The sequence below is a fragment of the Streptomyces sp. NRRL S-337 genome, from assembly GCF_000720175.1.
GTDB lineage: Bacteria > Actinomycetota > Actinomycetes > Streptomycetales > Streptomycetaceae > Streptomyces > Streptomyces siderophoricus.
Window position 1 is genome coordinate 20,469 of sequence record NZ_JOIX01000071.1, and the last position, 18,694, is coordinate 39,162.

At 71.2% G+C, this 18,694-nt stretch carries 18 protein-coding genes; 5 read left to right on the top strand and 13 right to left on the bottom strand.

Features of this window, described 5'->3' with window-relative positions; genetic code table 11:
* Nucleotides 1–74: 74 nt before the first annotated feature.
* The 4 genes from IG62_RS0132665 to IG62_RS0132680 all read right to left on the bottom strand — a co-directional run bounded on the left by IG62_RS0132665 (nt 75) and on the right by IG62_RS0132680 (nt 4,283).
* Nucleotides 75–1,292: a hypothetical protein gene (locus tag IG62_RS0132665; protein WP_234326842.1), complete on the bottom strand. Its 1,218-nt coding sequence runs from the start codon at nt 1,290–1,292 to the stop codon at nt 75–77.
* A gap of 88 nt (nt 1,293–1,380) precedes the next feature.
* The gene (locus IG62_RS0132670; RefSeq protein WP_030811751.1) at nt 1,381–1,932 is read right to left on the bottom strand and encodes a DUF6114 domain-containing protein; all 552 of its coding nucleotides are present in this window, start codon (nt 1,930–1,932) and stop codon (nt 1,381–1,383) included.
* 137 nt (nt 1,933–2,069) lie between these two features.
* Nucleotides 2,070–2,687: a DUF6230 family protein gene (locus tag IG62_RS0132675; protein ID WP_030415642.1), complete on the bottom strand. Its 618-nt coding sequence runs from the start codon at nt 2,685–2,687 to the stop codon at nt 2,070–2,072.
* A gap of 630 nt (nt 2,688–3,317) precedes the next feature.
* Entirely contained in the window at nt 3,318–4,283 is a 966-nt protein-coding gene (locus IG62_RS0132680; protein WP_030811753.1) for a tetratricopeptide repeat protein, read from the bottom strand.
* A gap of 338 nt (nt 4,284–4,621) precedes the next feature.
* On the opposite strand from IG62_RS0132680, the gene IG62_RS0132685 reads away from it, so the two are divergent.
* Nucleotides 4,622–5,323, top strand: a complete 702-nt coding sequence (locus IG62_RS0132685) for a TetR/AcrR family transcriptional regulator (protein ID WP_234326843.1) — start codon at nt 4,622–4,624, stop codon at nt 5,321–5,323.
* On the opposite strand, the gene IG62_RS0132690 is transcribed toward IG62_RS0132685, so the two are convergent.
* Nucleotides 5,311–6,372, bottom strand: a complete 1,062-nt coding sequence (locus IG62_RS0132690; RefSeq protein ID WP_030811759.1) for a GDP-mannose 4,6-dehydratase — start codon at nt 6,370–6,372, stop codon at nt 5,311–5,313. The genes IG62_RS0132685 and IG62_RS0132690 overlap by 13 nt on opposite strands.
* Nucleotides 6,369–7,526, bottom strand: a complete 1,158-nt coding sequence (locus IG62_RS0132695; RefSeq protein WP_030811762.1) for a UDP-N-acetylglucosamine--N-acetylmuramyl-(pentapeptide) pyrophosphoryl-undecaprenol N-acetylglucosamine transferase — start codon at nt 7,524–7,526, stop codon at nt 6,369–6,371. Before IG62_RS0132695 ends, IG62_RS0132690 begins: the two co-directional genes overlap by 4 nt.
* Before the next feature lie 57 nt (nt 7,527–7,583).
* Between IG62_RS0132695 and IG62_RS0132700 the strand changes: the two genes are divergently transcribed.
* Together IG62_RS0132700 and IG62_RS0132705 are read left to right on the top strand one after the other, a co-directional pair.
* On the top strand, nt 7,584–8,309 hold the full coding sequence (locus IG62_RS0132700; RefSeq protein WP_030811765.1) for a response regulator transcription factor: 726 nt from the start codon (nt 7,584–7,586) through the stop codon (nt 8,307–8,309).
* Between the two features lie 8 nt (nt 8,310–8,317).
* On the top strand, nt 8,318–9,850 hold the full coding sequence (locus IG62_RS0132705; RefSeq protein WP_078872390.1) for a sensor histidine kinase: 1,533 nt from the start codon (nt 8,318–8,320) through the stop codon (nt 9,848–9,850).
* 37 nt (nt 9,851–9,887) lie between these two features.
* Here the strand turns inward: IG62_RS0132705 and IG62_RS0132710 are convergent, their stop codons facing one another.
* The 3 genes from IG62_RS0132710 to IG62_RS0132720 form a co-directional block, all read right to left on the bottom strand.
* Nucleotides 9,888–10,247, bottom strand: coding sequence for a hypothetical protein (locus IG62_RS0132710; protein ID WP_030811771.1), 360 nt, complete (start codon nt 10,245–10,247; stop codon nt 9,888–9,890).
* A 14-nt stretch (nt 10,248–10,261) separates the two neighbouring features.
* A complete protein-coding gene (locus IG62_RS43495; RefSeq protein ID WP_051798937.1) occupies nt 10,262–11,431 on the bottom strand; it encodes a hypothetical protein in 1,170 nt (389 codons plus the stop codon).
* 72 nt (nt 11,432–11,503) lie between these two features.
* Nucleotides 11,504–11,848, bottom strand: a complete 345-nt coding sequence (locus tag IG62_RS0132720) for a hypothetical protein (RefSeq protein WP_030811778.1) — start codon at nt 11,846–11,848, stop codon at nt 11,504–11,506.
* A 468-nt stretch (nt 11,849–12,316) separates the two neighbouring features.
* On the opposite strand from IG62_RS0132720, the gene IG62_RS0132725 reads away from it, so the two are divergent.
* On the top strand, nt 12,317–12,631 hold the full coding sequence (locus IG62_RS0132725) for a hypothetical protein (RefSeq protein ID WP_030811781.1): 315 nt from the start codon (nt 12,317–12,319) through the stop codon (nt 12,629–12,631).
* A 112-nt stretch (nt 12,632–12,743) separates the two neighbouring features.
* Here IG62_RS0132725 and IG62_RS0132730 read toward each other — a convergent pair whose 3' ends face one another.
* The 4 genes from IG62_RS0132730 to IG62_RS0132745 all read right to left on the bottom strand — a co-directional run bounded on the left by IG62_RS0132730 (nt 12,744) and on the right by IG62_RS0132745 (nt 17,086).
* Nucleotides 12,744–14,444, bottom strand: a complete 1,701-nt coding sequence (locus tag IG62_RS0132730; protein WP_030811784.1) for an acyl-CoA mutase large subunit family protein — start codon at nt 14,442–14,444, stop codon at nt 12,744–12,746.
* A gap of 174 nt (nt 14,445–14,618) precedes the next feature.
* A complete protein-coding gene (locus tag IG62_RS0132735) occupies nt 14,619–14,951 on the bottom strand; it encodes a DUF3817 domain-containing protein (RefSeq protein ID WP_030811787.1) in 333 nt (110 codons plus the stop codon).
* A gap of 140 nt (nt 14,952–15,091) precedes the next feature.
* On the bottom strand, nt 15,092–15,604 hold the full coding sequence (locus tag IG62_RS0132740) for a MarR family winged helix-turn-helix transcriptional regulator (protein WP_030811789.1): 513 nt from the start codon (nt 15,602–15,604) through the stop codon (nt 15,092–15,094).
* 99 nt (nt 15,605–15,703) lie between these two features.
* Nucleotides 15,704–17,086, bottom strand: a complete 1,383-nt coding sequence (locus IG62_RS0132745; RefSeq protein WP_051798939.1) for an MFS transporter — start codon at nt 17,084–17,086, stop codon at nt 15,704–15,706.
* 80 nt (nt 17,087–17,166) lie between these two features.
* On the opposite strand from IG62_RS0132745, the gene IG62_RS0132750 reads away from it, so the two are divergent.
* Nucleotides 17,167–18,147 (top strand): DUF5937 family protein, encoded by a 981-nt coding sequence (locus IG62_RS0132750; protein WP_030811797.1) that lies wholly within the window; start codon nt 17,167–17,169, stop codon nt 18,145–18,147.
* The last annotated feature ends 547 nt before the right edge of the window (nt 18,148–18,694 follow it).

The following is an 18,694-nucleotide window of genomic DNA, read 5'->3' on the forward strand; positions in this document are numbered from 1 at the left end:
CGCCCCTTTCGAAAGGGGCGGCCCACCGCCGTTTCCGCGGCTCCCGGAAAGCTCCGGCCGGGTGGTGTGCCCGGTCAGTCCTCGATGGACACGTTCATGCCCGGGACGGTGAGGTTGCCGCCGAACTGGCCCGCCTGGTCGAGCTTCACCTTGGTGAAGTACGCGTAGGAGATGTTGAGCGGCGGCGGGTGCTCCGGGTCGAAGACGATCGGGATCAGCCCGAAGAGGTTGGCCTGCAGCCGCTCGGTGTACATGGTCACCTTGCCGCCGCGGATCGTGGACTTGGAGTGGGGCGTCGACCGCACGTGGTAGTGCTTGCCGGACGCCTTGTCGTCCACGATCTGGTGCAGGTCGCCGATGTCCACGCTGTCCGCGGTGAACTTCAGGGCCTGCTTGGTGTGGCCGCTCTGCGTGGTGACGTTGACGACGCCCTCGTAGTCGAGACCGCGCAGGGTCAGACCGCTGGACTCCAGGTGCCAGGGGTCGTCGGGCAGCGTGACGGGCGTCTGCTCGTCCTTGCCCTTCTGCTTGTTCTCGACGACGCAGGGGTACGACTTCTTGCCGTCCGCGTCCTTGCCGTCCAGGCCGCCGCCGGGCAGGGCGTTGTCGGCCGTGCCCACCGCGCCGTGCACGGTGTCGTTGACCGTCTTCGACCCGTTCGTGAGGTCGGCTGCCCTCTTGGCGCCGTCCGTGAGGCCGCCGACGGTGTCCTTGACCGGGTTGGTGGTCTTGTCGGAGGCGGACGCGGTGTCCTTGGCCGCGTCGCCGGACGTGGACTCCTTCGACGCCGACGCCGAGGGGGACGGAGTCGTGCTCGGCGAGGCGGACGCGGTGTCGTCGTCCGACGAGCCCCCGCCGAGGAGACCGCCGAGCGCGTCGCCGATCCCGCCCAGCAGACCCCCGTCGTCCTTCTTCTCCTCGGAGGCCGACGGCGACGGGGTCGCGGAGCCCGAGGGCTGATCGGTCTTCGAGGCGGAGCCGGACGGCGTGGCCGCGGGTGTCTTGTCCGCCTGCTTGCCGGCCGAGGGCGACGGCGAAGGCGAGGCGGAGGGCTTGGCGGACGGCGTGCTGTCGTCCTTCGCCTGTCCGTCGGCCTTCGTGTCCTTCGCGCCGTCCTTGGCCTTCTTGCCGTCCTGTCCGTCCACCTTGTCCGGAGCAGTGACGCACGGCCCGTCCTTGAAGGGGCTCTTGGGCGGCGCCGGCTTGGCGATCGCCATCTGGGGCGTCAGCCCCATGCCCATGAGGACGGCGGACGGCATGGCGGCGATCGCGATCGCCTTGCCCGCGGGCACGTGGAGCCGAGTCAGCAGCGGCTTTTTCGGCGCCGCGTGCCTCGGCCCGGTTCTCGCCCCGGCGGCTGCGTTCTCCTCATGCAGCTCGTCACCCGGCACGGTGCCTCCCGTTCATTCCGTTGATCGGGCTCGTTCCTGACAGGTCGTCCAGTCCGTTGCCCGACCCGCGGGCGGGGTCCGTCGCGACCACCGGCCCGGCGACGTTGCGGACCGGCTCGCCCGCGTCGTCCCCGCTCTTCTCCGGCGCGCCCGGTGCCCAGGCGACGCCCAGGCCACCGCCGATCAGCCCCATCAGGAAGCCGACCACGAGACCGCCGAAGTTCGAGACGACGATGGAGACCAGGGCCAGCAGGATCGCCGCCACACCGGCGAAGACCCGCGAGGCCGGCTGGAACCACATGGTCAGCCCGAGCACGACCAGCAGAACGCCGATGATCAGCGAGCCGGCGCCGGCGGTGGTGGACATGCGGACGGTCAGGGAACCGATCGTGAGATTCGCGTAAGGGATGTACATGATCGGCAGGCCGGCCAGCAGAGTCAGCAACCCGCCCCAGAACGGGCGGTGTCCGCGCCACTCCCGGAACGAAATCCGCTTCCGGCCGACGGACTCGATCAGCCTTGGTCGCGTTTCGGCGCTCATGTCGTACAGCTCCTCGGGACTGGCAAATCGGTGGTTCTGAGCTGAGATGTCTACCAAGCGCTACCCGGCGTACGGGCACGGGGAACGGCGTGGGCCACCGCACTGGCGTGAGGCCCCGCGCCCGTACGCTCAGTGCGTCAGTAGCACTCGTTCTTGCCCTTGGCGACACTCATCTTCAGGCCGCTGAGCTTGAAGGTGCCGGCCGTCGTGGCCCACGCCGTCTGCTTGACGTGGGTGAGCACGGCCGAGTCGGCCTCCTGGGCGAACGAGCCCGGGTCGGTCTTGTCGCCCTTCTGAATGCCGGGGCCCTTGGACGTCGATCCCGCAGCAACACCGATGTTGATGTTGTTGAAGGTCGCGTCCGCGTCCAGCTGATCGAGGTCGATGTAGAGGTTCTTCGCCTCCACCGGCGTGCTGCCACCACCGGCCGACAGCTTCAGCGACACATCGCCGAAGACCGGGACCGGAACGACCACCGACTGGCACAGGTTCTTGATCTTGGCGTTGGAGAACGCCGAGACCGCCACCGGGACAGCCTTGCCGCCCTTCTGGGCGTCAATGGCTCCGTACTGAACGAAGCCGGTGCCGTCCAGCCGGTCGGTCGTGACCTTGAACTGCTGGCCGGACACGCTGAACGACGCCGCAAGGGCACCCTGCGACAGGGCGACACCGATCGCGGCGGTCGCCGCCACGCTCGGCACCATGACAACGGCGAACCGCTTCCATCTGGTCCCGCCACGAGCCAGGGACTCCATGACTTTCCTCCTTCTCGGACGTACATCTCCGGTATCTGCCGCCCGAGTTGGGACGGCGGTACCTGGGATGGGAGAAGTGCTACGTCCTCGGGAAGGAGAGCGCCCGTTCTCGGAGGCACATCGTGTTCCGAATACCGGCGATCACCCCCGAGCGACAACCACTGGCCACGCTCTCGCGCAACCTCCTGGGACAGGCTCTGCCGAAGGGGCAGAGACCCCCCTGTCCACGGCCGGCGACACTGCCGCCGACCACTCGGTGGGGACCCAAGTGCCCCGTCGCGCCGACCGGATGCCGGGCTACGGGAATGGACCGAGCGTGGCCGATCGTGGTCCATTCACGGCCCGTGCACAAGGGGCTCGTTACTTGCGGGTAACGGGCTGATAACCACGCGACGACCGACCGACATCGGCCCGACACACACGGTCGCCGCTCACCGCGAAGAGACATCGCGCAATTGCGGACACACTGCCGCAAGGGGGTCGCTCTGACTTACTCCAAGTAACAGCGGCCACGTTTACCAAGTTTAGGTAAAACGTGGCCGCTGCTTCGTTTGTTTGGTCAACTCGTGGAGGTCGTACAGGTCAGAAGCGGACGCCTGGTCAGAAGCGGACGCCTCGTAGGACAGTGGGTCAGAACAGTACCCGGGCGAGCGCGGTACGCGCCGCCGTCACCCGCGGATCCTCCGCGCCGATGACCTCGAACAGCTCCAGCAGCCGGAGCCGCGCGGCCTCCCGGTCGTCCCCGGCGGTCCGCTTCACCGTCTCGACCAGCCGGCCGAAGGCGTCCTCCACATGCCCGCCGACCAGATCCAGGTCAGCGGCACGGATCTGCGCCGGCACGTCGGCCGGGTTGTCCGCGGCCTCCTTGCGCACCGCCTGCGGATCCAGGTCCTGCACCCGCCGCAGGAGTTCGGCCTGCGCGAGGCCGAGCTTGGCCTCCGGGTTGGCCGGGTCGTCGGAGAGGACGTTCTTGTACGCCTGGACGGCGCCGCCCAGATCACCGGCGTCCAGCGCCTGGCTGGCGGCCTCCAGCAGCGCGTCGTACGGACCCGGCGCGGGCGCGGGGGCCGACTGCTCGGCCGCGTCCTGCGCGTCGACCTGGGCACCGACGATGCCGAACTGCTGCTCGGCGGCCTGCACCAGCTGGTCCAGCACCTGCCGGATCTGCGCCTCCGGGGCCGCGCCCTGGAAAAGCGGGATCGGCTGCCCGGCGACCACCGCGAAGACCGCCGGGATGCCCTGCACCCCGAACTGCTGGAACAGCATCTGGTTGGCATCGACGTCGATCTTCGCCAGGACGAACGCACCGGCGTATTCGTTCGCGAGGCGCTCCAGCAGCGGACCCAGCTGCTTGCACGGCTCGCACCACTCGGCCCAGAAGTCGATGACCACCGGGACCTCGGTGGAGCGCTGCAGGACGTCCTGCTGGAACCCGGCCTCGTCGACGTCGTACACCAGGCGGGCCCCGCCGGCCGGCGCCCGGCCCGTACGGGCGGCCTCGGCGCGCGCCTGCTCGGCCTTCTGCTTCGCTTCCCCGGCCGCCTTCACCGCTGCGAGGTCGACGACTCCACTCATGGACATGTTGCGTGGCTGCATGGGTCCATCCTCCCCCCTGGGCGGCCCGTTCCGGAAAGCGATCCGGAAAGCGGTGCGGTCGGTCGACGTGGTCAGCGTTTCCGGCTGCCGGAGCGCCGGGGTGGTACTCGGTGGTGCGGTCGGCCTCAAGGGCCGTACAAGGCCTCGGGTCCCCACCCAGGCCGGTGGTTGTCGCTTCGGACGGATCCGCACCCGGAGGAGGGATGCCAGTCTTACGCTACGGGTCGTAGCGTAACTCGCCGTCGCCCCTGCGCGACAACCGGTTCCGGCCCCGCGCTCCGTGATCTCCCTCACGAGGCTCCCCGCCCCGGCCCGTACTGGCCGGTATGGTCGCCCGCATGCACCACTCCGCCAGCCCGAGGAAGGGCCGCACGGGCCGCCCGCGCAGCGTCGAGACCGACCACGCGATCCTCAGCGCCACCCGTGCCGCACTCGTCGACCTCGGCTGGGGAGGGCTGACCATGAGCGAGGTGGCGGCCCGCGCCGGAGTCGCCAAGACGACGCTCTACCGCCGCTGGGCCAACAAGAACGAGCTCGTCGTGGACGCCGTGGCCGTCCTCTTCGACGAGCTCGAACTCCCCGACCGGGGCTCCCTGCAGGCCGACATCGAGGGCGTGGTGCTGCAGTTCGGCGCGCTGCTGGCCCGGCCCGAGACCAAGACGGCCCTGATGGCCGTGGTCGCCGAGTCCACCACCGACGAGGCGCTGCACGAACGGATCCGCTCGGCCATCGTCGACCGCCAGAAGCGCCTGGTCCTGCTGGGCCGGGCGCGAGCGCAGGAACGCGGCGAACTGCCGGCCGACACCCCCGGCGAGGACGGCGCACGGACCGCCGCCCGCACCATGGACCTGATCTTCGACGTGATCGCCGGCGCGATCGTGCACCGCACCCTGGTCAGCGGCGAACCGGTGGACGCCGACTGGGGCCGGGACTTCACCGCCCTCTTCCTCGGCGGGCTGGCCGGCCTGGACGGTCAGACCGGCCAGGCCGGCCAGGCCGCCGAGACCGGGCACCGCGTGGAGACGGATCAGACCTGGTAGCGGTCGGCCGCGAAGAGGTGCAGATGCTCGGCGACCCACGCCGAGGTCCGCTTCAGCCCCTCCTCCAGGGAGACCTCCGGCTGCCACCCGGACCACTCGCGCGCCCGGGAGTTGTCCGAAAGCAGCCGTTCCACCTCGCTGCCGGAGGGCCGCAGCCGCGCCGGATCGACCACCACCTCCGCGTCCCGCCCCGAGGCGGCGATCAGTGCCTCGGCGAGCGCGCCGATCGCGATCTCCCGCCCGGTGCCGAGGTTGACCACCTGCCCCAGCGCCCGGTCGCAGTCGGCCAGCGCCAGGAACCCGGCCGCGGTGTCCGTGACGTAGGTGAAGTCCCGGGTCGGGGTGAGCGAACCGAGCTTGATCTCCCGGGCGCCCGCGTGCAGTTGGGCCAGGATCGTGGGGATCACGGCCCGCGCGGACTGCCGGGGCCCGTAGGTGTTGAACGGCCGGACCACGGTCACCGGCAGCTCGAAGGCGTGCCAGTGCGACAGCGCCATCATGTCCGCGCCGATCTTCGAGGCGGAGTACGGCGACTGCGGCTGCAGCGGGTGGTCCTCGGCGATCGGCGCGGTCCGCGCGGTCCCGTAGACCTCGCTCGTGGAGGTGTGCACCAGCCGCCGCACCGCGTGCCGCCGGCAGGCCTCCGCCACGTTCTCCGTGCCCACCACATTGGTCTGCACGTACGCGCCCGGCGAGTCGTAGCTGTACGGGATCCCGATCAGCGCGGCCAGATGGAAGACCGTGTCGCAGCCGGCGACCACGTCCGCCACCCGGCCCGCGTCCCGTACGTCCCCCGCGACCATCTCCACCGGCCCGCCCGGCGTCAGATAACGCGCCAGATTGCCCTTCTCCGCGTACGGCTTGTAGTGCACCAGGGCGCGTACCTCGGCGCCGGCTTCGACGAGCAGATCGACCAGGGTGGAACCGATGAACCCCTCGGCCCCGGTGACCAGGACCCGCCGCCCGGCCCACTGCCGTCCAGCGGTGCCTGCGCCGTTGTCGCTGTCATTGCTGTGGTTGCTGTTATTGCTGCGGTTGCTGTTGGTCATGCCGACTCCTTCAGGTGTGTGCTCAGGTGGTGGTGGCCGGCCAGCGCCAGGGCCTTGGCGGCCAGCAGGTCCGCGGCACGCGCATGGGTGCCGGGGTCGGCGGCCGCGCCCATCGCGGCCAGTCGGGCGGGGTCCGTCAGCAGCGGGGTGACCAGCGCGTCCAGCCGCTCCGCCGTGGTCTCGGCGTCGGGCAGCAGCAGCGCGGCGCCGTCGTCGGAGAGCACCCGCGCGTTGTGCGTCTGGTGGTCGCCCGGCGCATGCGGATACGGCACGAGCACCGCCGGCATCCCGATCGTGGCCAGCTCCGCGACGGTCGCCGAACCGGCCCGGCACACCACGAGGTCCGCCGCGGCGTACGCGAGGTCCATCCGGTCCAGATAGGGCACGGCCTCGGCGACCGCCGCCCCGCCGTTGGCCGCCAGCAGGGCCCGGGTCTCCTCCAGGGCCGCGGGGCCGGTCTTGATCAGCATCCGCAGATCGGTATGCGCCCGGTACCGGGCGGCGAGTCCCACCGCCGCCCCGGTCAGCCGGGCCGCGCCCAGGCTGCCGCCGTTGACCAGCAGCATCCGGGCCCCGTCCGGGACGCCCAGCGCCCGCCGGGCGGCCGGCCGCAGCGCCGTACGGTCCAGCCCGGCGAGCGGGCCCACCAGTGGCATCCCGACCGTCTCGGCGCGCTCCCCGCCCGCCAGATGCGGCCGGCTGCGGTCGAAGGCGAGGGCGAGGTGCGGGGTCAGGCGGGCCGCGAACCGGTTCGCCCGGCCGGGCACCGCGTTGGATTCGTGGATCAGGCTGGGCAGCCCGGCCAGCCGCGCCCCGACGATCACCGGGGCGCTCGGATAGCCGCCCATCCCGACCGCCACCTGCGCGCCCTGCTCCTTGAGGATCGTCCGGACCTGGGCGCCCGAGCGCAGCAGCGCGGCCGGCAGCAGATAACGTCGGGCGCCGAGCGAGCGGTCGAAGGGGATCATGTCGACGGTGTGCAGCCGGTACCCGGCCTGCGGGATCAGCCGGGTTTCCAGCCCGCGTTCGGTCCCGACGAACGAGATCACGGCATCGGGTACGGCCCTGCGGAGCGCGTCGGCGAGGGCGAGGCCGGGGTAGATGTGACCGCCGGTGCCACCCGCCCCGATCACGACAGAGAGTGGTGTGCGCATGGCCGCCACGCTCGCCATGTGCCCTAAGAAGCTTCTAAGAGAGGTGTTTGGCAGCCTATGTCCATGCCGCCGTCCACTCCCGGGCCCGCCCCGGCCCCCAAGATCCTCGTCGTCGACGACGAACCGGAGGTGCGTGCCGCCGTGGAGGACGGCCTGTCCGTGGAGGGCTACGCGGTCCGCGGCGCCGCCGACGGCCTGGCCGCGCTCTCGGAGGTCGCCGCCTGGCAGCCGGACGCCATCGTCCTGGACGTGATGATGCCGGTCCTGGACGGACTCGCGGTCTGCCGCCGGCTGCGCGCGCTGGACGACCGCACGCCCATCCTCGTACTGACCGCGCTGGACTCGGTCAGCGAACGTGTCGACGGGCTGGACGCCGGCGCCGACGACTACCTGGTCAAGCCCTTCGCCCTGGACGAACTGCTGGCCCGGCTACGGGCCCTGCTCCGCCGGGCCGCGTCCCCCGCCGTCGAGGACACCCGGCTCTCCTTCGACGACCTGGTCGTCGACCCGGTCAGCCGCAGCGGCCACCGCGCCGGCCGGCCGCTGGAGTTCAGCCGTACCGAATGGGCGTTGCTGGAGCTGCTCCTGCTGCACCCGGGCCAGGTGCTGCCCCGCGAGATGATCCTGGAGCGCGTCTGGGGCCACGACTTCGGACCGGACTCCAACTCCCTTGCGGTGTACGTCGGTTACCTCCGCCGCAAACTGGAGGCCGGCGGCGAGCCCCGCCTGGTCCACACCGTGCACGGCATCGGCTACCGCCTGGGCCTCCCGGAGGACCGATGAGCGGACCGATGAACGGACCGACGGGCGGGGAGCACGGGGCGCGGGCGAACGGTGCGGGGACGCACGGGGCCGGGACGCACGGGGCCGGGAGGGGCGGGACAGGGGCGCAAGGGCCGGGGGATGCCGACGGCACCCAGGGGGCGGACGCTCCGGAGACGGCTCCCTGGCGGCGCCACCACTACCCCCTCCGCACCCGCCTCGCCCTGACCGCGTCCGCCGCGGTCGCCCTGGTCGCGGTCGGCGTCTGCGCCGCCGCCTTCGTGATCATCAGCTACCAGATGTCCCGCCAGCTCGAACTCAACCTCGCCCAGACGGCCACCCAGAAGATCCACGAGACCCGCGACTGGGGCCCGACCGTGAGCGACGCATCCTGCCGCTACCAGGCCGTGCCCTGCTTCCAGATCGTCCCCGCCGACCCGGCGAAGGACCCGCGCGGCGGCTACCGCGTCCTGCCGGTGTCCGACACCACCCGCCAGGTCGCGACCGGCCGGCACGCGCCGTACTACCGCGACCTGACGGTCGACGGGCAGCCCGTCCGGATGTACACCGCGCCGCGCCCCGGCGGGCACGAGGCACTCCAGGTGGCGCTCCGCTCGGACACCGTCGAACGCGGCGTACGGCACGCCGCCTGGGCGCTGTCCGCGGTCGGCGGCGCCGGCATCCTGCTGGCCGCCGCGCTCGGCTACGCGGTCTCCCGGGCGGGCCTGGCGCCGGTCGCCCGCCTCACCGCGACCGCGGAACGCATCGCCGCCACCCGCGACCCCCGCCACCGCATCGCGCTGCCGGCCGGCCCGACCGCCCAGGACGAACTCACCCGCCTCGCCGCCACCTTCAACACCATGCTCGCGGCTCTGGAGCAGTCCGTCACCGCCCAGCGCCGCCTGGTCGCCGACGCCTCCCACGAACTGCGGACGCCCCTGACCGCGCTCCGTACCAACGCCGAACTGCTCGCCCGCGCCGACCGTCTGACCGACGCCCAGCGCGACCGCGCCTCGGCGGCCCTGAACCGGCAGCTGCGCGAGGTCACCACCCTCGTCAACGACCTCATCGAACTCGCCCGGGACGAGGAGCCCCAGCCGCTGGTCGAACAGGTCCGCCCGGCCGCCCTCCTGGAGCACGCGGTGGCCACCGCCCGCGGACACTGGCCGGAGACCACCTTCACCCTCCGCATCACCCCTGAAGCGGCCCCGGTCACCACCCCCGGCGTCCCCTCCCGCCTGACCCGCCTGCTCTCCAACCTCCTCGACAACGCCGCCAAGTTCTCCCCACCGGGCGGCCCCGTGGAGGCCGAACTCGATTGCGCTGCAGGTGAGTTGACCCTGACGGTCCGCGACCACGGCCCGGGCATCGCCCCCGAAGACCTCCCCCACGTCTTCGACCGCTTCTACCGCGCCCACGCCGCCCGCGCCCTCCCCGGCTCGGGCCTGGGCCTCGCCATGGCCCGCCAGATCGCCCACGCCCACGCCGCCGCCCTCACGGCGGAACAGGCCCCGGGCGGCGGCGCGCTGTTCCGGCTGCGGATGCCGGTGCCGTCGCCCTGAGGGCGGTTACCGAGGCCGGTACGTGGCGCCTGGGCGGTTACCGAGGCCGATACGTGGCGCCGACCCCGTCGGCCTCCGCCTCCACGGCCTTCTCCTCGACCTTCGCCCGCACCGCCTGCCGGACCTCCGGCGGCATCGACCGCCAGCTCTCCCGCATCCCGGCAATCCCATCGGTCAGCGCCCGGTACCCGGACGGGTCGTCCAGTACGTCCTTGAGCTCCAGGCGGCCGCTGAGCAGCTTGCGCGAGAGCTCCTGGACCTCGGGCGGAGCGGACGGGTTGTCCCGCACCGCCCGCAGGGACCTGGTGAGGTGCTCGTTCTGCTCCTCGGCGAGGTCCCGGTCCTCGACGGGGTAGTCCCGCTCGCCGGGGTGGGCGAATCCGTTTCCGCTGCTCATGGTGGTGGTTCCTTTCACCCGAAGGCGTTACGCGCCTGCTCGGCCTCGGCTCGGCCGCTCTCGGTGGTGGGGGTGGGGGGAGGGGTGGGGGCAGCGGTGGCGGTACGGGTCGACGCGGCGCCCTCGCCCTCGGAGGAGGCGGTGGACTCACCGGTTCCCGCGGAGGCGGTCCTGGTGCCCCCTTCTCCGGAGGAGGCGGTCGAGCTGCCGGACCCGGACGACCCGGACCCCTCGCCGGACGAGGAGCCGGCACCGCCCTCGGAGGACGCGGTCTCGCCCTCGGCCGCCGGCTCCTTGTCCTTGTAGCGGACGCCGTGGAGTTCCCGGATGCCCTTGGCCGTCTCCTGCTCGCCCTCCCACATCTGCTTGCCGCCCTCGGCGAAGTCGCCCTCCGCGACCTTCCTCATCCCCTGGGCCACGTGGACCGCGCCCGTAGCCGCCTGGCTGAGGTCCTTGACCTTGTCGCCGGCGAGGCCGAGCCCGCTGCCGTCGAGGTTCACCAGCGGCTTGAGGCCCGCCTTGCCGGCCTCTGCCCAGTCGAACCCGTGCTGCGCCCCGAAGTGCGCCTTGATGCCCTGGGTCGCGATGTTCCCCCCGAGGCCCTTGGCCGCGTCCTTGGCGAAGTCCATGGCGAGCTCCTTGAGCATCTCGCCGACCTTCTTCTCCACCTTCTGGGCGAGGGCGTCCTTCACGGCCTGGACGATCTTCTGCTTCGCCTCGGTGATGATCCGGCGGACGAGGACCCGGGTCGTCACCGTGGCCGCGGCCGCGCCGGCCTCGGAGGCGCCGAGGGTGACCGGAGCCGCTGCCTGGGCGGCGGCGAACTCGATGGCCAGGGCGATCAGTTGGGCGATCACCGCGAGCTTCATCACCAGGACGATCGTGGCGACCACCTGCAACACGATGGCGAGGGCGTCCGCCGCGTCGGCGGCCTCTTCCAGGAAGCCGCCGTCACCGCCGTACCTCTTCCAGGTCTTGTCGAACGCCTCGACCGCCTCACCGGAGTTGGCGCCGTGCACGGCGTTGGAGGCGGTGACGCCCTGCGACTGGTACTGGCGGGCGGCGGCGGCGAAGTTGCTCCAGCCCTCCGCGGCATCCCGCATCTTGTCCTCATCGACATTGGGCCATTGGAAACCCAGCAGATCGAGGATCCAGTCGAGCTCGGTCGGCAGCGTAACGGCCACGGTGAGGTGTCCCCCGAGAAACAGTGTGCGTGGATGCGGGTGTACGAGAAGGCAGGCGGAAACGACCGGGCGTCAGCCCGCGAAGTGCGGCCGCTGCGCCGCGTATTTGGCGAGGTGGTCGTGCTGGTCCTGCTCGGTGGAGTCGTAGTGCGCGCCCATCGCTTCCAACTTTTCACCGATCTTGGTGATCTCCTCACCAAGGTGCGGCATGGAGTCGCAGAGCCCCTCGGCCACCGGCGCGTAGAAATTGTTGAACATATCGAGGAAGTCGTCCTTCCCCCACGCCTCCGCAGGATCACCGCCGCACGCGGCTTTCAGCTTCTTGGCGGCCTCACCGAATCCGGAGCCGATTTCCCGGAAAACGCCGCCCTGCGTTTTCAGAACGGCCGGATCGACGTCATAACCGGCACCCGCCATGACTCCCCCTCGAAAATGGCTTCGACGTACGAATGCAAAGAACGCTTCGACCGTAACGTACGGTATCCGGGACCCGCGGCCACCGGCGTGAGGAAACGGTGAAGATCCCTTTCACGTCCGGTGCAACCACCGCCGCCCATCGAAGAGTTACGGCAACCGTCGCAACTCCGGCGACGACTACGAAAGGGAATATCCGTAATGTCCCGGTTCCAGGCCCCACCTGCCGCAAAGCGCTTTCTTTGGCGGTTTGCTCCGGTGCTTGCGATTCTCGCGTTCCTGACCATCGGCGTTCTGTCCGCCCGGTCGGCCTTGGCCTCCGCCGGCGCCATAGGAAAGCCCGGACACTTTGTCGTTTCGCAGTGCGCCTCGGTTTATCACCATTCCCGTCACGGCCATTCGTACACCGACTACACCTGCACCGGGACCTTTCGCTCGGACACCGGAAAAGCAAATGACCCCCGAGCGGAAATGAGCGCCCTGGACGATCCCGTACCCGCGGGTGCCGAACTCCCGGCCCAGCTGATCGGCGGACACGACGCCGAACTGGTCAATACCGCCCAGGCCCTGCAGTCGTTCGTCGAAGCGTCCGCCTGCCTACTCCCGGTGGCCTTGGCCCTGTTCGTGCTGCTCACCGACCTCATCAACAGCGAGCGCGGATTCCGTGAGAGCTGGCGCGGAACGAAGGGCACCGCGACCCGTGCGGTCGTCCTCGGCATCGTGGCACTGTCGGCCGTCGGCATGCTCGTGGTCAGCCCGCTCCTGGCCTTCCTGCTTCCGCGCTGAACCACTCCCTCATGGGTCGGTACCGGGCTCGTACTGACGCGTTGAGCCGGCCGACGGTGGTCGTCGGCCGGCTCAGCGGGAACGGAAGTGGCTCAGTGCGCGAACGGGCCGCTCAGAACCCCGCCGGCTCCGTGTAAACACCCCACTCGTCGCGCAGAGCGCCGCAGATCTCGCCCAGGGTGGCCTCGGCGCGTACCGCGTCGAGCATGGGCTCGATCATGTTGCTGCCGTCGCGGGCGGCGGCCAGCAGGGCCTTGAGGGAGGCGGACACCCGGGCGTCGTCGCGGGCGGCCTTGCGGGCGGCGAGGACCCGGACCTGTTCCCGTTCGACTTCGTGGCTGACCCGGAGGATTTCCAGGTCACCGGTGACCGAACCCTCGTGGCAATTGACGCCCACGACCTTCTTTTCGCCCTTTTCCAGCGCCTGCTGGTAACGGAAGGCGGATTCGGCGATTTCGCCGGTGAACCAGCCGTCCTCGATGCCCCGCAGAATTCCGGAGGTCATCGGACCGATGGGGTGCTGCCCGTCGGGATGCGCCCGCAGACCCCGCTCCTTGATCTGGTCGAAGATCTTCTCCGCGTCCGCCTCGATGCGGTCCGTCAGCTGCTCGATGAACCACGAACCGCCCAGCGGATCCGCCACATTGGCGACCCCGGTCTCCTCCATCAGCACCTGCTGCGTACGCAGCGCGATTTCCGCGGCCTGCTCACTCGGCAGCGCGAGGGTTTCGTCCAGGGCGTTGGTGTGCAGGGAGTTGGTGCCGCCCAGCACCGCCGCCAGCGCCTCGACCGCGGTCCGTACGACGTTGTTGTACGGCTGCTGAGCGGTCAGCGAAACACCGGCCGTCTGGGTGTGGAAGCGGAGCCACTGCGCCTTTTCGCTCGTCGCGCCGTACACCTCGCGCATCCAGCGGGCCCAGATCCGGCGGGCCGCACGGAATTTGGCGATCTCCTCGAAGAAATCGAGATGCGCGTCGAAGAAGAACGAGAGGCCCGGCGCGAAGGTGTTGACATCCAGGCCGCGGCTGAGCCCCAGTTCGACGTACCCGAAACCGTCCGCGAGGGTGTACGCCAACTCCTGCGCGGCCGTCGCCCCGGCCTCGCGGATGTGATAGCCGGACACCGAGAGCGGCTTGTACGCGGGAATGCCGTGCGCGCAGTGCTCCATCAGGTCGCCGATGAGGCGCAGATGCGGCTCCGGCTGGAAGAGCCATTCCTTCTGGGCGATGTACTCCTTGAAGATGTCGGTCTGGAGGGTCCCGTTGAGCACCCCCGGATCGACCCCCTGGCGCTCGGCGGCGACGAGGTACATGCAGAAGACCGGCACGGCCGGGCCGCTGATCGTCATCGACGTCGTGACGTCGCCGAGCGGGATGTCCTTGAAGAGGACCTCCATGTCGGCGGCGGAGTCGATGGCCACACCGCAGTGGCCGACCTCTCCGAGCGAGCGCGGGTCGTCGGAGTCCCGCCCCATGAGCGTCGGCATGTCGAAGGCGACCGAGAGCCCGCCCCCGCCGTTGCCGAGGATCATCTTGTAGCGCTCGTTCGTCTGCTCGGCGTTGCCGAAGCCCGCGAACTGGCGGATGGTCCAGGTGCGGCCGCGGTAGCCGGTCGGGTACAGGCCCCGGGTGAAGGGGTACTCGCCCGGCCATCCGATCCGCTCGAAGCCCTCGACGGAATCCCCGGGCCGGGGCCCGTACACCGGCTCGACGGGATCGCCCGAGAGCGTGGTGAAGTCCGCGTCCCGCTTGCGTGCGGCGTCATACCGGGCCTGCCAGCGACGGCGGCCTTCCTCGATCGCGTCAGCGTCCATACGATCGAATTTACTAGGACGTCCTAGTAATTGTCGACGGGAGTGGCCTTCGAGTCGCGGTGGTCACACGCCGTAGCGGGGCGCGAGCGGCGTGTGGCCGGGGCGGGGAAGCGGGAACGCGAAAACGCGCCCGTGCCGGGGAGGGACGGGCGCGTGACGGAGGACGGAGCGGGGTCAGGCCTTGACCGGCTCCGCCGCGTTCCCGGCGAGCAGCGGCTCGACCTCGCGCACCACCCGGCGCTCGACGAAGAACGCCGCGGTCGGGATCGTGCCGGAGAGCAGCACCCACAGGAGCTTCTCGAACGGCCACCTGGCCTTGGAGCCCAGGTCGAAGGCGAAGATCAGGTAGATGATGTAGAGCACGCCGTGGACCTGGGCGATGACCAGGGTGACGTCCTTGCCCATCCCGAAGCCGTACTTGGCGATCATGCAGGCGCAGAGCGCCAGCAGCATCACGGCCGTGACGTAGGCCATTACCCGGTAGCGGGTCAGCACGCTGGATTTCATGGATACGAGCGTAACCGCCCGGAAAATCCCCGCGGACGCGGGGAGCACGCAACTGCCCGGGACCGGGCAAGGCCCCTTCGCGGACCGTCCCCGCGGATGCGGGCACGAGCGTGCTGACCTGCAGGGCCCTGCCCGCAGGCTCAGCTCCCGTCCTTGAAATCCCCCGCCGTCACCCGCAGCGGCCGCAGCATGGCGAAAATCTCCGCGCACTCCTCGTCGTCGTACGCGCCGAGTCCGAAATCCATGGCCATCAGGTCCCGGGTCGCGGCGTCGCAGACCTCGCGGCCCTTGTCCGTGATGGAGGCGAGGGTGCCCCGCCCGTCGTTCGGGTTGGGCCGCTTGGCGACCAGGCCGGACTTCACCAGCCGGTCGACGGTGTTCGTCACCGAGGTCGGATGCACCATGAGCCGCTCGCCGATCTTGGACATCGGCAGCTCACCGGCCTTGGAGAAGGTCAGCAGCACCAGCGCCTCATAGCGGGCGAAGGTCAGCCCGTACGGCTTGACCACCGCGTCCACCTCGGACAGCAGGATCTGATGGGCGCGCATGATCGACGTGATCGCGCCCATCGACGGCACGGCTCCCCACCTCTGGCGCCACAGTTCGTCGGCGCGCGCGATGGGATCGAAAGCAAGGCTGAGCGGCTTCGGCACGTCTCCGACCCTACCCGGCGGTCATATTGTGGTCAGCCTTGTCTCAGTTTTCGGTCTCACTCAGCGGTCTCACCGAGCGTTCAAAGGCAGCGGACCGACTCAGCGGTCCGACTCTGCTGGCGCGGGAGAGCGGTCCCGCCCGCCGGTGGTCGGCCCGGGGCGGTCCGGGGCGGTCGGGGCGGTGCGCCGGACCTCGCGGATCACGGCGAGGACGCAGAGCACCCCGAGGACCCCCGCCGCCGGCATCACGGCCCGCAGCGGCGCGTACTCCGCCGCGAGACCGGCCGCGCCCATCGCCAGGCCCATCGCCGTCATCCGCCCCGCCTGCACCACCGTCATCCCCTGCCCCAGCAACTCCTCGGGGACCGCGGCGACGAACCACCGGTCCACCCCGAAGTTGTACGAGATGCCGGTACCGGTCAGTACGAGGAGCAGCACCGCCCAGCCGAGCGAGGGCTGCGCGGCGAAGCCGAGGGACGGCAGGACGGCGAAGACGCCCATGGGGAAGGTGAGCCGGGACCGGGCCCGCGGCCCCAGGAGCGAGCCGACCAGGCTCTCCGCCACCACGGCGCCGATCGGCATGCTGCACATCAGCAGACCCGCACCGCCCGGGCCGGCGCCGAGCCGGTCGGCGTAGGGGACGAGCAGCGCCTCGGGGATGACCACGAAGGCCGGCGGCAGCCAGGTCAGGAGCAGCAGCGCGCGCACCCTGCGGTCCGCGAGCAGCCGCCGTACGCCGCCCAGGGACGCGCCCAGCAGGGCCCCGCGCCCGGCCGCCGGGCCGCCGCCGTCCCGGGCCGGGCGGGCCCGGGTGCCCAGGCGCAGCAGCAGCGCCGAACCGAGGAAGGTGAGGACCGTGAGGGCGAGCACCGCCCGGGGCGTCACCACGGCCACCAGCAGCCCTCCGACGCCGAAGCCCACCAGTTGGGCGCTCTGGTTCACGATGCGGATCACCGACCGGCCCAGGACGAACAGATCGCCCGCGCCGAGGATGTCGCCGAGCGTGGCGGCGCGGGTCCCGGCGAAGACCGGGGCGATGGCGGCGATCAGGCAGCGCAGGGCGAGCAGCACGGCCACCGGTGTGCCCGGCAGGACCATCCCGGCCGCCGCCGACGCGCACAGCAGATCGCAGACCACCAGCACCCGGCGGGCCGGGTACCGGTCGGCGACGGCGGACAGCAGCGTCCCGCCGAGAACGTACGGCAGCAGCCCGAGCGCGAAGGTCAACGCGCTCAGCAGCGGGGAGTCGGTGCGCCGGAAGACCAGCACGGACAGCGCGATCTCGCAGACGACCACGCCGAGGGAGGACAGCAGGTGCGCGGCGAAGACCGCGCGGAACTCCGGGACGGCGAAGACGGCACGGTAACGGGCCGGACGTCCAGCAGGGACGAGGCCGCCGCCGTCCTCGGGGCCCTCCTCGGGACCGTCCTCGGGGCGTGCGGGCGTACGGCCCGGCGGAACGGGCCCGGGGGTCGCGGACATGGCGGCAGACTGCCGCGTGCCGCCCCCGTCCCGTAATCTTTCGGCCCCAGCCGAATCTGGGGGGGGGAGGTCCCGCGGTCATGCCGCTGCATCTGCACTTCGGCGCCGACGACCTGCTGCGCATCCGGTTCGCCATCTCGCCGCTGTGCGAGACCCACGAGGCGGTACGGACCCTGCGCCGCACCGACCGGCACGGTTACCACGCGCCGTGGTTACGGCGGATACGCACGACGCTGGCCGGGCTGGACCTGACACCGCTGTGGCTGTTCATGCCGGCCTCGCCACCGGGCTACACCCCGGACTTCCTGGGCCGGCCCCCGGACACCCCGACGACCGGGTTCGACGAGGAACTGGCGCGGCTGCGGGCCACCGATCCGGAACTGGCCCGGGCCGAGATGGCCAAGTCACTGGCCGGTACGCCCGGTGCGGCCGAGTCCGCGCGCGGCCGGGCGGCACTGGCGGATCCGGCCCGTGCCGTGCAGCAGCTGGCCGACGCCACCGAACGGGCCTGGCATGCGCTGCTCGCCCCGGACTGGCCCCGGCTGCGGGCCCTGCTGGAGGCCGAGATCGCCTACCGCTCGCGCCAGTTGGCGGACGGCGGGCTGCGGCGACTGTTCGCCGATCTGCATCCGCGGCTCACGTGGTCGGGCGGCACCCTCACGGTCCGGACCCGCTCCGACTTCCTGCAGACCCAGGACCTGGACGGCCGCGGGGTGCTGCTGCTGCCCAGCGTCTTCGCCTGGCCGGACGTGGTGAGCGGCTTCGATCCGCCGTGGCAGCCCACCGTCATCTACCCGGCGCGCGGCATCGGCGGCCTGTGGGCCGAACCGGCCGCCGGGCCGGCACTGGCCCGGCTGCTGGGACCGAAGCGGGCAGCCGTACTGACCGCGCTCGACGCGCCGTCCTCCACAACGGCGCTCGCCCGCCGCCTCGGCCTCGCACCATCCTCCGTCTCGTCCCACCTCTCCGTCCTCCGCGCCGCCGGCCTCCTGACGTCCCGCCGCCACGGCCACGAGGTTCTGTATGAGCAGACGCCACTAGGTCTCGCGCTGCTCGGGTAGTCCCCACGTACCTGGCCGTCCCGCCGCGGGGCTCGCTCGCCGTTGCGCTTTGCGGCGCCCCGCACGTACCCGTCTGTCCCGCCGCGGGGCGCGCTCGCCGTTGCGCTTTGCGGCGCCCCGCACGTACCCGTCCGTCCCGCCTCGGGGCGCGCTCGCCGTTGCGCTTTGCGGCGCACCGCACGTAGCTGTCCGCTGCGCCGCGGGTCTTGGTCGCCGTTGCGCCGCGGCGGGCTGGGTGGGTCTCGGGTGCGGTGACGGACCTCCGGGGCCTTGTTCGTGGACTGCTGGCGCTTTACGTCCACGAACAAGGCCCCTCCGGCCCGTCCCCTCCCGTGGGGGGAGTGTGCAGGTGAGTGGGGGCGCGCGTCGTTGGGCGAGCACCTCGTTTCGTGAGGTCTTGGGAATGTCTCGCCCGGCCCGGTTGGTTGTGGCCCCGCAGGGGGCCCTTGCGACCCTTACGGGTTCTGTTCGACCGTCCCGTAGGGGTAGCCAGGCTCCCTTGCATGCCTCAACGCCCGCCCCCACGCACCGCATTCCCCTCCCCCAA